Below are 14,740 nucleotides of genomic sequence, written 5' to 3' on the forward strand. Positions count from 1 at the left end.
GCTCTGACCATGGGCAAGATCGGCTCGAAGGAGGCGAGCAAAGTCTCGAAGTCGGAGCCCGATAGGGCGGGAGCTACGTAGAATGTGTTGTCCGGCAATGGGGTGCCTCAAAGGGCTTGATCCGCGCGATAACTATACAGAATAATCATCCGACATTGGCCCCTGGCACGAGGATTTCCGCCCATTTGCCAAAGACCATTCAGTTGGCGCTATTTGGAATTACCGCCCGCAGCGTTTCTTGATGCTGGAGTTATGCTGGATGTTTCGGGCCAGGATCGACAATACCGAAGCCGCAGACCTCCTTCGAGGTCCGTATTCCGAAGCCATGGTCCGGATCACGCAACCGGGTCACGATAGGTAGGCTTTGATTTAGTCTTGCCGGCTCTATTTGGCGCATCCCTTCGGAATCAAACTCGCCCGGAGACGGAATATCGATGGTTGCGGGTAGTGCTGAGCCCTCTGGGAGGGCTTGTGAACCAGTCTTCTCTACGAATTGAGGTAGGATCGATGAATTAGAACGATCGCAAACTTGCGCATTGGGACCAAGCTTGCACTGACCTCCGCGCTCAGCATTCTGCTCATCGCGGGAATGATCTTCGCACAGATGCAGGGCCACGGCGCGGTCCGCCGAAGCAGCGACGTTGTCGATCAACAGTCGACTCTCGAGCGCGGCGCCATTGCGGCGAGGTCCGCGATCCGGAGTATGCAAGTCTCCGTCCGCGACATCTTGCTTGCAAGCAGCTCCGAGGAACTTCGAGCAGCGCAGGGAGATCTCGCCGTTAGGCAAAAATCGGTCGGGAAATTTATCGAAGAGATCCTGGAGCTGTCGAAGTCAACGGAAAACCAGGCGCGAATCGAACGAATGAAGGTTCTGGTTGGCGGCTTCGTCACGCTCAGCGATGAAATCACGGCATTGAGAAAAGACATCATCGCAACCGAAGCGACGCGTAGTGCAAGCGGCGAGCTGCCGCCCGATGCGGCCGCGCGTGTCGCCAAGCTCACGGCCGAATCAAAGCGCATCGTCAAGGAGTCCATGCTGCCGATCGCTACGGAATTGCTGACCACCAGCGAGAAGGTCGTCGAATTTAGTAAGCGTAGGGTAGACGAGGAGAAAGCCGCTGCCCAGGAGGCAATATCATCAAGCGAACGGACGTCGCTGGTGATCGGCCTTGTCGTGGCTCTCGCCTTGATCGGAGCATGCGTATTCTCGGTATTCACAATTGCCCGGCCTATAGTGGCGTTGGCGGGCGCGATGAAAGAGCTCGCCGACGGCAATTTCGATGTGGTTTTGCCTGGCCTCGGCCGCGGCGACGAGATCGGTGGCGTCGCACAGGCGGTAGAGAACTTCAAGGTGAAGGCCGAGCAGAAGGCGCGCGAAGAAGCGGAAGCGAAGGCCACGCAGGACCGGCTTGTCGCTGAACGCAGGAAAGCCGATATGATGAAGCTGGCGGATGAATTCGAGCGAGCGGTTGGCGGCATCGTCAACACCGTATCGACAGCGTCCACCCAGCTCGAAGCGTCCGCCGGAACGTTGACATCGACGGCGGGCCGCGCCCAGGAAATGGCGACGACGGTTGCGGCGGCATCCGAGGAGGCCTCGGCAAACGTGCAGTCGGTCGCGAGCGCGACGGAAGAGCTGTCGTCTTCGGTCAACGAAATCGGCCGTCAGGTGCAGGACTCGGCGCGCATGGCAGGCGATGCCGTCAGTCAGGCTCGTACAACAACCGATCAGGTAGGCGAGCTGTCGAAGGCTGCGGCCCGCATTGGGGATGTTGTTGACCTGATCAATACGATTGCCGGTCAGACCAACCTGCTGGCGCTGAACGCGACCATCGAGGCCGCCCGCGCGGGCGAGGCCGGCCGCGGCTTCGCCGTCGTGGCCTCCGAAGTCAAGGCGCTCGCGGAGCAGACCGCTAAGGCAACCGGTGAGATCAGTCACCAAATCAACAGCATTCAGGCTGCGACCGGGGATTCGGTCAGGGCCATCAAGGAGATCAGTGGCACGATTGAAAGGCTCTCGGAAATATCCTCGACCATCGCGGCCGCGGTCGAGGAACAAGGTGCTGCGACGCAGGAAATCTCGCGCAATGTGCAGCAGGCAGCGCTCGGTACGCAGCAGGTCTCGTCCAATATCATCGAGGTGCAGCGCGGAGCGAACGAGACCGGCTCCGCCTCCTCTCAAGTCCTGTCGGCCGCGCGGTCACTGTCGGGCGATAGCGCCCGCCTCAGGGACGAGGTCGGAAGATTCCTGAGCACGGTCAGGGCTGCCTAGCTCATTGATCTATCTCAGTCCGTCCTCGACGCGATTTCACGAACAGCATCGAGCAGGATGTTGGCGCCGGCGACAAGGTCGACGTCGTTGGTGAACTCTTTCGGATTGTGGCTAATTCCGCCGATGCTGGGAACAAAGATCATGGCAGCTGGAGCAATCCTTGCAATCATCTGGGCATCATGACCGGCCCCCGAGGTCATGCGCTTCGAGGCGAGCCCGCGATCTTTCGCCGCCTTTTCAATCAACTCCACGATTCCGGCGTCAAACTTCACCGGCTCAAAGCGAGCGAGGCGTTCGACCGAAACCCGCACATTTTCTTCCTGCGCGATGGCGTCGAGGAAAGTGGCAAGCGCCAGTTCCTCCGCCTTCAGGCGATCCTCGTCAGGATCGCGCAGGTCGATGGTGAAGGCCGCCCGCGACGGAATGACGTTGATCGCGTTCGGCTCAAAACTCATGCGACCAACTGTGGCAACGGTTGGCGTGTTGGACGCCTTCGCGCGATCGCGCAGGAAAGCTATCACCCGGGCCGCTGCATACCCAGCGTCCCGGCGCATTGAGATCGGCGTGGTACCCGCGTGATTGGCATCCCCTTCGATTGTCACCTTCTGCCAGGAGATGCCCTGCAGATTCTCCACTGCGCCAACTGGTGTGTTTTCGCGCTCAAGAACCGGCCCTTGCTCGATGTGGAGCTCGATATAAGCATGCGGCTTCAGGAAGCCCGGTTCCTCGGAACCCGCATAGCCAATACGCTTGAGCTCGTCACCGAGCACGGTGCCATCGGTCCCGATCGTGGCGAGCGCCTCGTCCGTTCCCAGGCCGCCGGCATAGACCAAAGAGCCCATCATGTCCGGTGCGTAGCGGACGCCCTCCTCGTTGGTGAAAGCCGCGACGGCAATCGGCCGAGCCGGAATAAAACCTTCCGATTTCAACGTTTCGATAACTTCCAGCCCCGACAGCACACCATAGCACCCGTCATAGATACCGGCATCGATAACGGTGTCGATGTGCGATCCGAGGAGAAGTGGCTCTTTCCCCTTCGCGCCCTCGGGCGCCCAGATACCGAAGATATTGCCGATCCTGTCAACGACGACGTCCAGGTCAGCATCTTTCAGCCAGGATACGAAACGGTCACGCCCTTGCTTTTCGGAGTCGGACGCGGCGAGCCTGACAAGTCTGCTCGTATCATCACGTCCAATTCGGCCAAGCTCTCGGATACGGCCAATAAGACGATCCGAATTTATCGAGTGGTTTCCGAGCACGATCACACAACCTCCACGAGATTAGAACGTTCACATAAAGCGACTGAGGAATTGCCGCGCTCGGTCGCTCTCCGGGATGCTTTGCGACGCAAGTTCTAGGGCGTGTACTCATCAGGGTGCGTTTGATGTCTGCTTGCCCTGAAACAGCCCAGCCAACGCGGGTATCGCCGGAGGTCCAAAGTCGGCCAAACCGCGCCGATCACCTCGGAGATACGGCTCAAGGATCAAGAGCACCATCCGCTCCCGGGGCCCCTCTCATTGACGCTCGAAGTCGAACGACGATTTCGCCTGTTCGCTTACCGACATTGACGATGGCATCGAGAGCCTGCCGGACTTGTTCCAGATCTGGCGGTTGAGCACTCAGCCAGTTTAACCCGGCCTGTGCATTCATCTCCGTCGCAGTGAGCACATTAACGATGGCACTATAGGTGCGCACAGATTCCGCCGATTGGACCCCGTTTGCAGCCGTGCCAATCGCATCGAGTATGGAGTCGGGTTGGGACCGGATGACACGGCCGTTGTCGGTCTTGAAGACAGCGGCGTCCATGTGCTCCGCGACGAAATGTTGAAGCTCTGGTTGGACCGACCGGCCCTTGCCGGCCACGATGGACCGACTCGGCATCGACTTGCTGGACATAGCGCGCGCCTCCGTGGGCATATGATCAGACAACTGCGTCTCTATGAGTACACGCCCTAGCTGGAGGGCAATCGGCGCCGCACGATCGCGGCATGAAAGCCTGTTCCGCCCAAAAGGGCGCCATCGTTGAAATCATAGGTCGGGTTGTGCAATGGTGCGCTGGCTTCACCGTTGCCTACGAAAGCGAAGCAGCCCGGCACATGCTTGAGGAATTGCGCGAAATCCTCAGAGGCCGTGATTGGCGCGTCGGCGGCAATGGTCGCGTCTTCACCGAACACTGAGGCCGCAGCAATCAAACACTCATGGGCAAATGCTCATCATTGGTCAGCGGCACAAATTCTCGCCTGTAGTCGACCTCCACGGAGACATTGTGCGCGAGCGCCGTACCTTCAGCGATGATCCGCATCTGCTTCTCGATGCTGGCGCTAACCTCGGGCCTGAAGCTGCGCGCATCTCCGAGAATGCGAGCAAGACCCGGCAGAGCGTTGCGTGTGCCATCGCTGATCAGCTCCGTCACCGACACCACTGCCACGTCCGTCGGATCAATCCGCCGGGACACAATGGTCTGGAGATTTGTCACCAGCGCACAAGCCGCGACGAGGGTCTCGTTGCCTGTGTGCGGCCGAGAGGCATGACCGCCGATGCCTCGCAGCGTGATCGCGAATATGTCTTCCGCCGACATTATCGCGCCGCTGCGCGTGCGGAATTCGCCAACGGGATTGCCGGGCATGTTGTGGAGGCCGTAAATTTCCTCGAATGGAAAGCGCTCCATCAGGCCGTCACGGAGCATGGCAAGCGCGCCTTGACCCCACTCCTCCGCAGGCTGAAACACAAAGCGCACGGTTCCGTCAAATCCCCCTTCTTCGGCCAAAAGCTTGGCTGCGCCGAGAAGCATCGAGGTATGGCCATCATGGCCACAAGCATGCATGACACCAGGATTGGTCGACTTGTAGGTTGCAGCGCCTTGCTCCGGGATACGCAACGCGTCCATATCGGCACGCAGCGCGATGGAGCGGTTACCGGTGCCCCGCTTCAGCGTCCCGACCACGCCGGTGCCACCGACGCCTTCGACGACCTCGTCCAACCCGAATTCACGCAGCTTGGCGGCCACGAATGCAGCCGTGCGTCGCTCTTCGAAACCAAATTCCGGATGCTGGTGAAGATCGTGCCTCCACGCTGTCATCTCACGCTGCAACGCCGATAGCTCAACCATCATCGCGCCTCCTCAGCAATTTCGCGCCGCGACCTCTGCAGGGGAAACGCCGACGAGCGCATGATAAAGCTTCGGATCGGTGGCACCTTCCGTGTTGATGAGGAAGACCCGTGCGTCTGACCCAAGATCGGCCTGTTCGCGCAGCTCCTTGCTGGAGGCGACCTGAATCAACCCGGCCAATCCGGCGCCGCCGCTCTCACCGGAGACGATGGCTGGGTCGCCGGAAAGCGGAGAGGCAAGGCGCTTCATCACGGCGATCGCCTCATCGTCGTCAACCGTCATGAAAGCGTCGGCCGTTCGCGAGAGAATTCGCCATGCAACAAGCGAAGGTTCGTAGCATTCGAGCATTGCCATGACGGTCGACTCACTGTCAGGTACCTTTATGGCGCGACCGACCCGGGCACTCTCAAACAGACACGCGGCTCGTGAGGGATCGACGACGACGAAGAAGGGCCGCTTGTCTCCGAGAAGGATGGAGAGATGACCAGCGATCGCTGCGGCGATACCACCCACGCCAGCCTGAACGAAAACATGTGTAGGAAGCTCCGGCAGCTCCCGCAAGGCTTCGCTCAAAAGTGCGGTGTAGCCCTGCATAACGAACCCGGGGATTCGCTCATAGCCAGGCCAAGAGGTGTCGGATACCGTTATCCAACCCTTCTCTTTCGCGACGCGGGAAGCACAGGCGACGGATTCGTCGTAGTTTCCGTTAACCCGGATGATCTCCGCACCAAAGCGCGCGATCGCCGCGATACGTTCGGCGCTGACGCCGGCATGGACAAATATCGCACACTTGGCGCCGACTAGCTGAGCGCCCTGTGCGACCGATCGCCCGTGGTTCCCGTCGGTCGCACAGGAGACGGTCATACGGCTCGCCACGGCCTTGACTTCGGATGTCTGCAGTTCACCGACGTCAACCTGCCGACCGAGTTGCCGCGACGCCTCTTCGAGGACGAGCCTGATCACTGCGTAAGAACCGCCTAGCGCTTTGAAGCTGCCAAGCCCGAGACGGTGCCCCTCATCCTTGATGTGGATCGCTGCTACGCCGAGTTCATGTGCAAGTGCCGGTAAAGCGACGAGTGGCGTCGGTGCGTGGCCATCGCGATACTTCAGAAACCGTTCCACTTCGCGCGCAGCCTCGATGCCCAGTATCTCGGCATCTGCGTGGTCAAGCTGCGCCCCATGGTCGACGTGGCGATTGATATTGAACATCTCGACAAGCTCTATCTAGTTGACCCCACTATTCGAATTGAATGATGTTGCATATGCATTGGTCATTTTGCTCAATTTTTGGGTCTGGGTTGCAATCTTGCCTCTAAATGAGTGACTGGAACGAGCGAAATTTCAATGAACGGCGAGGCGTTCGGGGATGGATGCCCCCCACAGGCCCCAATCGCATGGCCAGCCGTTCTGAATCCCCAAAAAAGGACCGGGGCACAAGCCCCGGCAAGTTTGGGAGACAATGTAGTGAAAAGGGGCGGAAAGCTGCCGAACTTTTTCACTGTTCCAAAAGAGCTTGACAATCGTCTATCGAAAGCCGTCGAGTCTTACCTGCCCCCCGACTTAGTATCAGGCGCGTGCCGCAGTGCCTCTCAAGTCCACCCGAAGCACTACCGAGCGAACTGAGTGCTCTCGTAGGCAGTCGTGCCGCTCTTCAATCCGCCAACCCTGAGAGCGATGCCAGATTGCCACCGTCGTAGATCTTCGTAAGCAATTAGGCTTCTCGCGAGGTATGCTAACGCCCCTTCCAATTCGGCTTTCGTTTCTCTGCGAAGGCCTGCGGACCTTCTACCGCATCGGCGGACGCAAGCATCGCCTTCATGGCCGGGTATTCCCATTCCTCCGAAATTCCCTCGGAAATGGAGCGTGACAGCCCTCGGAGAACCGCTTCCTTGGTGGCCCGCACCGACATTGGGCTACAGGCCAGGATCTCGCTGGCCCAGCGTCTTGCCGCCTCCAGAACATCGCCGCTCACCACTTCATTGACGAGACCCAGCGAGAACGCTTCCTCAGCCTTAACCCGGCGCCCTGTCAGCATCATGCCCATCGCTCGCGTCAGGCCGATCTCACGAGGTAGCCGCTGAATTCCCCCGGCCAGCGCGGCCAGGCCGACTCGCGGCTCCGGCAGGGCGAACACGGCGTTCTCTGAGGCGACCACGATGTCGCAGGCAAGCGCGATCTCAAATCCGCCCCCCATCGCGATTCCGTTGACCGCTGCGATCACCGGCTTGGCCAGGTCAAAGCGCTTCGTCAGACCACCGAAACCCTTGGGTGGGGTGGCAAGTCCCCCGCCAGCGGCTTGCTGTTTGAGATCATGCCCTGCGCAGAAGGCCTTCGGCCCGGCTCCCGTGATGATTGCGACCCACTGCTCGTCGTCGGCGGCAAATTTGTCGAAGACGTCTTCAAGTTCGGCGTGGCAAACGGCGTTCAAGGCGTTATGCGCCTCGGGCCTATCGATCGTGACGATTGTGCACCGGCCCTCACGAGCTACGTTGACATGTTGGTACGTCATTACGGCCTCGCCTTTCGAAGTGGAGTGTGCTGGATGGCAAGCGGGAGATGGACAGCTGATGTCCAGGACGATCGGTTTGCAGACAATCGAGGTTCGGCAAATTGGCTGTGAACGCAGAGTGTCTCGGCGCACTCGCGATCAAAACCCCCTAGTAGTCGCGAATTCCGACAAGTCGGCACGATCCGCGCGCAGACTGTTGATAGGATGTGCTGGATCCTTGTAACCGAGAGCCATACCGCAAAAGAGCATCAGATGGGGAGGCAGGTCGATGAATTCCGCAACGGTCTTGTGCCATAGCGCCCAGGCTTCTTGCGGGCAGGTGCTCAACCCCTTCTCCAATGCGACCAACATGACGGATTGCATGTACATGCCGAGATCGGCCCATTGCCCAGGCTCCATCTGGCGATCGATGGCGAAAAACAGACCAACGGGCGCACCGAAGAAGCTGAAGTTCTTTGCAAGCTGATTGAGACGCGCAGCTTTGTCTTCGCGCGGAATCCCGATCGTGCGATAGAGATCCTCGCCGTTCTTGAATCGCCGGCTTCTATATGGCTCCTTCAATTCCGGCGGATAGATATTGTATTCCGGCTGCTCACCTGCCGGATTGATCTTTATCCGCTCGGCCATCAGCGCCTTGAACCGCGCGAGTTCCTGGCCGCCTAGCGCCCAAACGTGCCACGGCTGTAGATTGCCCCCGGAAGGTGAGCGACTCGCCGCAACCAAAATATCTTGGACAATCTCACCGGGGACCGGGAAGTCCAGGAATGCCCGCACGGAGGTCCGCGAATTCAATGCGTCCGAAACTTTCATAAAGATTTTCTCCGAAGACCGCTGTCATCCGATCCGGACGACCATCTTTCCTAAAGCTGAGCGTGTCGTCATCGCTTTGAACGCTTCGTGGAATTCCTCGAACGCAAAGACCCTTCCCACCACAGGAGCAAGTGTCTTTTCGCTCAACCAAGTGAACAATTGGGCGATGACTAGATCTCGCACATCCGGCTCACGACGACCAATTTGCGCGAGGTCAACACCCAGCAGCGCGCCCCCCTTCAGAAGCGGTAGATTGAACCGCAGTGCCGGAATCGTCCCGGACGCAAAGCCGATCACCAGGTGTCGTCCGTTCCAGGCGATCGAACGGAAGGCCTGCAAGCTCAGATCTCCGCCGATGGGATCATAGATCACGTCCGCCCCGTGACCGCCGGTGAGTTCTTTAAGTTCGTCGCGCCACCCTTCACGCGTGTAGTCTAAGCCCACATCTGCGCCATGACTGATCGCAAATTGTCGTTTCTCCTCAGTCGAAGCCGCCGCAATGACGCGGGCTCCCAGCAACTTTCCAACCTGGACAGCAGCTATTCCAACCCCACCAGCGGCTCCCAAAACCAGAAGAGTCTCGCCTCTTTGTAGCTTTCCCCGAGCGCTGAGCGCGTACAGCGCAGTCAGGTAATTGGCGAAGAACGAGGCGCCGACCTCCGGCTCTATGCCCTTCGGCGTGAAGAAAAGGTCCTCGGCTGGCACGCAAATATACTCGGCAAGGCCACCATTTCTGACCATCCCGATGACCGGCTTGCCGGGCGCGAAGCCCTTAACATCTTCCGCCGCCTCTTCGACGACGCCCGCAAACTCCGACCCCGGCGTAAACGGCAAGGGGTCCTTGGTCTGATACAAGCCCTGTACTTTCAAGCCGTCAACGAAACCGACGGCGGCTGCTTGAATTCGAACGCGGACCATTCCCGGTGCCAATTCAGGCTTGGCCACTTCCTTGATGACGATATTTTCGATGCGATCGTAATTTTCGACCAGGACTGCTTTCATGACATCCTCTTGAGCGGGGCGCCGACCTGGATTGGCCGTCGTGTTTGCGCGATTAAGTTCAGAGATCTCCAAATCTAGAGGGCTCGAGAGATCACTTCCTTCATCATTTCACTGGTTCCACCGTAGATGCGCTGCACGCGTGCGTCGGCATACATCCGTGCAATAAGGTACTCGTTCATGAAGCCGTATCCGCCGTGCAGCTGCAAACACTCGTCGATGACCTTACCCTGTTGCTCCGATGCCCAGAGTTTGGCCATCGAGGCCGTTGCAGCATCGAGCGTGCCGGAAACCAACGCCTCGACGCACTCATCAACAAAGCTGCGCGTAACCTTCGTGATCGTCGCCAACTCGGCCAATCTGTATTTTGTGTTTTGGAATTCGGCGATCGACTTTCCGAACGCCTTGCGCTCGCGGACAAAGGCAAGCGTGGCATCGAGAGCGCCCTCCATTGCCGCCACTGCCATGACGCCGATAATCGTGCGCTCATAGGGCAGGTCGGACATCAACTGATAGAAGCCGCGACCTTCCACTCCACCGAGCAGATTTGTGGCTGGCACGACGACCTCGTCGAAGAACAGTTCGGAAGTGTCCTGGGCCTTCAGTCCGAGCTTATCGAGCAAGCGGCCGACCCTAAAGCCGGGAGCTTTTGCCGTCTCGACCAGAATGATGGACATTCCGCTCGCTCGCTCGGCCGGATTGGTCTTCGCGACGACGAGCACCAAGCCGGCAAGGAGACCGTTGGAAATGAAGGTCTTTGAGCCGTTGATCACATAGCTTTCACCGCGCTTTTCGGCCCGTGTCCGAATAGATTGGAGATCTGAGCCGGCCCCCGGCTCAGTCATCGCAATGGCTCCGACGAGCTCTCCGCTCGCTAGGCGCGGCAGATATTCGCGCTTTTGCTCCTCGGTCCCGTGATTCAGCAGATAGTGGGCTACAATCGTGTGAACCGACGGGTTCATTCCCGTCAGGCCGCGGCGCGCCATGGCGTCGTAAAAGATCGCTTCGTGTCGGAAATCGCCTCCGCCGCCGCCATACTCGGTTGGGATGTCCGAACAGAGAAGCCCGAGCGCGCCGGCCTTAAGCCAGAGTTCGTGGCCGACATTTCCTCGCTCGCGGGCCTCTTCGTCTAACGGCGCCATTTCCCTGTCGACGAAGCGGGTGACCGTTTCGCGATACATCTCGAGGTCGGAATCGAGCCAGGAGGGTCGATAGTTGATCATGCGCCTTACTCGTCGTTGCTACGAAAGCAACAATCGCTTTCGCTTCTAGCTGGGTTCCGCATTATTCATCCGAACGTAGTCGATCGAACGCGCCGCGCAGGACTGTCGACAAAGCCTCAAATTCATATGGTCTGTCGAAGGCATGCGCGGCGGTTCTCTGCTTGAGGTATCTATTCCGTGTCCCCGTTGATCACGTCTCCGAAGAGCTCCCACTTTTCGCCGCTAAAGCGCATCAGCCGAAGTTGGCTGATCGGAGCAAAGTCGGTCGGCGAGGTGTTCACGTAGATTCCCGGCAAGAGCGCCTCGGTCCGCCAGTCCTTCAGGTTCGCAGCTTGCTTCATGACGTTCTCGCGCGTGAGGTCATCAGCACATTGCTTCAAGGTCTGGGCCAGCGTCTCCGCAAGAGCGTAGCCGGTGATGAGCAAGATATCGCGCTTGTTGCCTTCGGGATAATACTTGCTCAGAAAGCCCTGAAACTCCTTCATTCCGGGATCATTGTCCCACTGCGGATCCGCTGGATCCTTCAAGTAGGTGGCGGAGATGATGCCTTGCGCGTTCTCGAAGCCGGCAGGTTTGATCACGCTGCCGACCGACGCCGAGACGTTGCTAAGGATATGCAGGGGCTTCCAGTCGACTTCAGCGATCTTCTTGATCGCTTGGGCCGCAAATTTAGGAGAGCTGATATCGACCAGGGTGTCGGCACCCGTCGCCTTGAGCTTGACGATGTGACTGTCGATCGTCGGCTCTGACGTCTCGTAGCTTTCCTCAGCGACGATCTGAGCACCGAGCTTGTCCTTGAGACCCTTCAGGTAATCCTTTCCGAGATCATCGTTTTGATAGAAAACGGCGACTTTGGCGTTTGGCTTTTCCTTGAGGATGTACTTCGCGTAGGCGCGAGCCTCGCTCTGGTAGGAGGGTTGCCAGCCTGTGGTCCAAGGGAAGTTCTTCGGGTCGTTGAACTTGGTCGCCCCCGCCGCCACGAACAGCTGCGGGACCTTCTTGGAGTTGAGGTATTTCTGGATAGCCGTGTTGTTGGCTGTGCCAAGCGGATCGAACATGAGCAGAACTTCATCGCTCTCCACCAGCTTGCGCGTCTGCTCGACGGCCTTGGGAGGCGAGTACGCATCGTCATAGCTGATAAAGTTGACTTTGCGTCCGTTGATGCCGCCCTTGTCGTTGATCATCTTGAAATATGCGGCCTCCACCTGGCCGATGACGCCGTAGGCAGATCCCGGACCACTGTACGGCATGAGATTACCGACTTTGATCTCGGTGTCGGTGGCTCCGGTATCATATTTTTTCTGGGCGAGCGCCGTGCCCGAGGCGAGCGCGATTGCTGCTGTCGCCAGAGCGGTCGTCCCTATAATCCTTGCAATCATATGGTCTCTCCTTGTTGAGTTTCACTTCTATTTTAGTTTGGCGATCCGGCCTTGGCTTAGGATCGCGACCTGCCTTGCGCCATGCGGCACAAGGTAGATGACGAGGAACAGGAGCACGCCGAACACGGCGCCGGAGAGGCCCTTGGAGATGCCTTCCGCGATGTTCGGCACGAAGATGATGAAGGCCGCGCCGACGATCGAGCCGGGCAGCCAGCCGACCCCGCCGACGACCATGCCGAGGAACAGCTGGATCGCGAGCGTGATGGTGAAGCTGTCGGGCGCGACGAACTGCACCGCGATGGCGCTTAAGCCCCCGGCGACGCCGGTGATGGCGGCGGAGACGCCGAAAGCCAGCGTCTTGTACAGCGCGACGTTGACGCCCATGGCGGACGCCGCGATCTCGTTGTCGCGGATCGCCATGAAGGCGCGGCCCGAGCGGGAGCGCAGCAGGTTCACCGAGAAGATGTAGATCGCGAGCACGACGACGAGCGTGAAGTAGTACAGCCACATGTCCTGGGACATCGGCAGGCCGAACGGCGCGTCAGGCTTGGTGACGATCAGGCCCTGCACGCCGCCGGTCCACTTCTCGAGGAAGTTCAGCTTGAGCAGCTGCGGCATCGCGGTGGCGAGCGCGAAGGTCGCAAGCGCGAGGTACACGCCGGACAGCCGCAGCGCCGGCTGGCCGAACAGGAAGCCCGCGCCGAAGCACAGCACGCCCGCAACCGGCAGGCAGAGGAAGTAAGGAACGTTGAACTGCTCCATCATGACAGCAGTGACGTAGGCGCCGATGCCGTAGAACGCGCTCTGGCCGAGCGAGAACTGGCCGCTCCCGCCGGTGAGAATGTTCAGCGCCAGCACTGCGAGCCCGTAGATCAGCAGCATCGTCAACTGGAAGATGATGAAGTTCTTGGCGAACAGCGGAACGATCAGGAGCACTGCGAGCACCACCAGCGAGGTGGTCGTGCTCAGCGTCATGGCCCGCTTCGGAACGGCCTCGACCGCCTCGTGGCCTTCGGCAACGACTTCTTCTGCTGCGCTCATGATCAAACTCGCTTGACGATGTGCCGGCCGAACAGGCCAGCGGGTTTGACGACCAGGACGGAAATGATCAGCGCGAGCGCGATCGGGAGTTTGAGCTCGTTGCCGACGCCGGGGATGTAGGTGCCGGCGAGGTTCTCGAAGATGCCGACCAGGAAGCCGCCGACCACGGCGCCGAACGGGCTCGTCAGCCCGCCGAGCACGGCGGCGGCGAACCCGTAGATCAGCACGCCGCCCATCATGTTGGGCTCGAGGAACACGACCGGTGCGATCAGCATGCCGGCGATCGAGCCGATCGCGGTCGCCATGCCCCAGCCGAGCGCGATCATCCAGCTGGTGTTGATGCCGACGAGGCGGGCCGATTCAGGCACCGAGGCCGCGGCCCGCATCGCAAGGCCGATGCGGGTGTATTGGAAGAAGAAGTAGAGGCCGAGCAGCAGCAGCACGGTGACGCCGATCATGCCGGCCTGGTGGGTCGAGATCAGCTGGCTGCCCAGGAACGGCGAGGAGCCGAACGGCGTCGGGTACTGCTTGATGGTGAAGTCCCAGATCAGGCCGGCCGAGGAGTTGATGATCGCGAACAGGGCGATGAAGCCGGCGACGTTGGTCAGCACCGGCGCCTTGGCAAGCGGCTTGAACAGGATGCGCTCGATCGCGATGCCGGCGACGAAGGAAAAGGCCAGCGTGAGCACGAAGGCAGCCCAATAGGACACGCCCCATTGCATCAGCTGCCAGGAGATGAAGGTCGAGAACATCGCCATCTCGCCTTGCGCGAAGTTGAGATGGTCGATCGCCTGGTAGATCATGACCACGGCGAGCGCCATGCAGGCATAGATCGCGCCCGTGGCGATGCCGGCCAGGACCTGGTTGGTGAAAAGCTCCATCGTCCCGGCTCCCTCAGTAACCCAGATAGGATTTGCGGATGTCCTCGTTGTTCGCGATGTCCTTGGCGTTACCCGACATCACGATGCGGCCGGTCTCGATCACATAGGCCTGGTCGGCGAGCTCGAGCGCGAGCTGGGCGTTCTGCTCGACCACCAGGATCGTGACCTTGTCTTCGCGGTTGATCTTGCCGAGGATNNNGAANAGGTCGCGNACGACCAGCGGNGCNAGNCCGAAGGACGGCTCGTCCAGCAGCATCAGNCGCGGCCGCAGCATCAGNGCNCGGGCAACCGCGAGCATCTGCTGCTCGCCNCCCGAGAGCGTGCCGGCCTGCTGGGTGTGCCGCTGCTTNAGNACCGGNAAATGCGCATACATGCGCTCGATGTCGGNGACNATGCCNGCATTGTCCTTGCGGGTGATGGCTCCGAGTTGAAGATTTTCCTCCACCGTCATGTTGGTGAAGGTGCCGCGGCCCTGCGGCACATGCGCGATGCCGAAGCGCACGATGTTCTCGGTCGA

At 59.7% G+C, this 14,740-nt stretch carries 13 protein-coding genes and 1 pseudogene; 1 reads left to right on the plus strand and 13 read right to left on the minus strand.

Annotation, left to right across the window (positions count from 1 at the left end; translation table 11 throughout):
* Window positions 1–250: 250 nt before the first annotated feature.
* A complete protein-coding gene (locus tag YUU_RS60430) occupies window positions 251–652 on the minus strand; it encodes a hypothetical protein (protein ID WP_198031864.1) in 402 nt (133 codons plus the stop codon).
* Here YUU_RS60430 and YUU_RS0131470 point away from each other — a divergent pair.
* On the plus strand, window positions 590–2,272 hold the full coding sequence (locus YUU_RS0131470; protein WP_084801632.1) for a methyl-accepting chemotaxis protein: 1,683 nt from the start codon (window positions 590–592) through the stop codon (window positions 2,270–2,272). The two genes, YUU_RS60430 and YUU_RS0131470, sit on opposite strands and share 63 nt — an antisense overlap.
* A 14-nt stretch (window positions 2,273–2,286) precedes the next feature.
* Here YUU_RS0131470 and YUU_RS0131475 read toward each other — a convergent pair whose 3' ends face one another.
* The 12 genes and pseudogenes from YUU_RS0131475 to YUU_RS0131530 form a co-directional block, all read right to left on the minus strand.
* A complete protein-coding gene (locus YUU_RS0131475) occupies window positions 2,287–3,537 on the minus strand; it encodes a Zn-dependent hydrolase (RefSeq protein WP_027525928.1) in 1,251 nt (416 codons plus the stop codon).
* A 211-nt stretch (window positions 3,538–3,748) separates the two neighbouring features.
* Window positions 3,749–4,168, minus strand: coding sequence for a hypothetical protein (locus YUU_RS0131480; RefSeq protein WP_156944601.1), 420 nt, complete (start codon window positions 4,166–4,168; stop codon window positions 3,749–3,751).
* Window positions 4,169–4,224: 56 nt separating this feature from the next.
* Window positions 4,225–5,384: pseudogene (locus YUU_RS52385) on the minus strand (M20 aminoacylase family protein).
* Between the two features lie 9 nt (window positions 5,385–5,393).
* Window positions 5,394–6,590, minus strand: coding sequence for a diaminopropionate ammonia-lyase (locus YUU_RS0131490; protein ID WP_027525930.1), 1,197 nt, complete (start codon window positions 6,588–6,590; stop codon window positions 5,394–5,396).
* A 523-nt stretch (window positions 6,591–7,113) separates the two neighbouring features.
* The gene (locus YUU_RS0131495) at window positions 7,114–7,890 is read right to left on the minus strand and encodes an enoyl-CoA hydratase-related protein (RefSeq protein ID WP_027525931.1); all 777 of its coding nucleotides are present in this window, start codon (window positions 7,888–7,890) and stop codon (window positions 7,114–7,116) included.
* A 138-nt stretch (window positions 7,891–8,028) separates the two neighbouring features.
* A complete protein-coding gene (locus YUU_RS0131500; RefSeq protein WP_027525932.1) occupies window positions 8,029–8,700 on the minus strand; it encodes a nitroreductase in 672 nt (223 codons plus the stop codon).
* A gap of 24 nt (window positions 8,701–8,724) precedes the next feature.
* Window positions 8,725–9,702, minus strand: a complete 978-nt coding sequence (locus tag YUU_RS0131505; protein ID WP_027525933.1) for an NADPH:quinone oxidoreductase family protein — start codon at window positions 9,700–9,702, stop codon at window positions 8,725–8,727.
* A gap of 74 nt (window positions 9,703–9,776) precedes the next feature.
* Window positions 9,777–10,922 carry an acyl-CoA dehydrogenase family protein gene (locus tag YUU_RS0131510; protein ID WP_027525934.1) on the minus strand — a complete coding sequence of 382 codons (1,146 nt, stop codon included), beginning with the start codon at window positions 10,920–10,922 and terminating at the stop codon, window positions 9,777–9,779.
* A 170-nt stretch (window positions 10,923–11,092) separates the two neighbouring features.
* Window positions 11,093–12,301: an ABC transporter substrate-binding protein gene (locus tag YUU_RS0131515; RefSeq protein WP_027525935.1), complete on the minus strand. Its 1,209-nt coding sequence runs from the start codon at window positions 12,299–12,301 to the stop codon at window positions 11,093–11,095.
* A gap of 27 nt (window positions 12,302–12,328) precedes the next feature.
* Entirely contained in the window at window positions 12,329–13,342 is a 1,014-nt protein-coding gene (locus YUU_RS0131520; RefSeq protein ID WP_027525936.1) for a branched-chain amino acid ABC transporter permease, read from the minus strand.
* 2 nt (window positions 13,343–13,344) lie between these two features.
* The gene (locus YUU_RS0131525; protein ID WP_027525937.1) at window positions 13,345–14,223 is read right to left on the minus strand and encodes a branched-chain amino acid ABC transporter permease; all 879 of its coding nucleotides are present in this window, start codon (window positions 14,221–14,223) and stop codon (window positions 13,345–13,347) included.
* Window positions 14,224–14,236: 13 nt separating this feature from the next.
* Window positions 14,237–14,740 (minus strand): ABC transporter ATP-binding protein (locus YUU_RS0131530; RefSeq protein WP_027521300.1); only part of this gene is annotated, 504 nt, incomplete at its 5' end.

This window comes from Bradyrhizobium sp. Ec3.3 (genome assembly GCF_000472925.1).
In the GTDB taxonomy this organism is placed as follows: domain Bacteria; phylum Pseudomonadota; class Alphaproteobacteria; order Rhizobiales; family Xanthobacteraceae; genus Bradyrhizobium.

Excerpts from the sequence above, each read along its gene's own strand:
- YUU_RS0131480 (WP_156944601.1), bottom strand. The coding sequence starts at position 4,168 with ATGTCCAGCAAGTCGATGCCGAGTCGGTCCATCGTGGCCGGCAAGGGC.
- YUU_RS0131520 (WP_027525936.1), bottom strand. The coding sequence starts at position 13,342 with ATGAGCGCAGCAGAAGAAGTCGTTGCCGAAGGCCACGAGGCGGTCGAG.
- YUU_RS0131515 (WP_027525935.1), bottom strand. The coding sequence starts at position 12,301 with ATGATTGCAAGGATTATAGGGACGACCGCTCTGGCGACAGCAGCAATC.
- YUU_RS0131500 (WP_027525932.1), bottom strand. The coding sequence starts at position 8,700 with ATGAAAGTTTCGGACGCATTGAATTCGCGGACCTCCGTGCGGGCATTC.
- YUU_RS0131505 (WP_027525933.1), bottom strand. The coding sequence starts at position 9,702 with ATGAAAGCAGTCCTGGTCGAAAATTACGATCGCATCGAAAATATCGTC.
- YUU_RS0131470 (WP_084801632.1), top strand. The coding sequence starts at position 590 with ATGATCTTCGCACAGATGCAGGGCCACGGCGCGGTCCGCCGAAGCAGC.
- YUU_RS0131495 (WP_027525931.1), bottom strand. The coding sequence starts at position 7,890 with ATGACGTACCAACATGTCAACGTAGCTCGTGAGGGCCGGTGCACAATC.
- YUU_RS0131510 (WP_027525934.1), bottom strand. The coding sequence starts at position 10,922 with ATGATCAACTATCGACCCTCCTGGCTCGATTCCGACCTCGAGATGTAT.
- YUU_RS0131525 (WP_027525937.1), bottom strand. The coding sequence starts at position 14,223 with ATGGAGCTTTTCACCAACCAGGTCCTGGCCGGCATCGCCACGGGCGCG.
- YUU_RS0131490 (WP_027525930.1), bottom strand. The coding sequence starts at position 6,590 with ATGTTCAATATCAATCGCCACGTCGACCATGGGGCGCAGCTTGACCAC.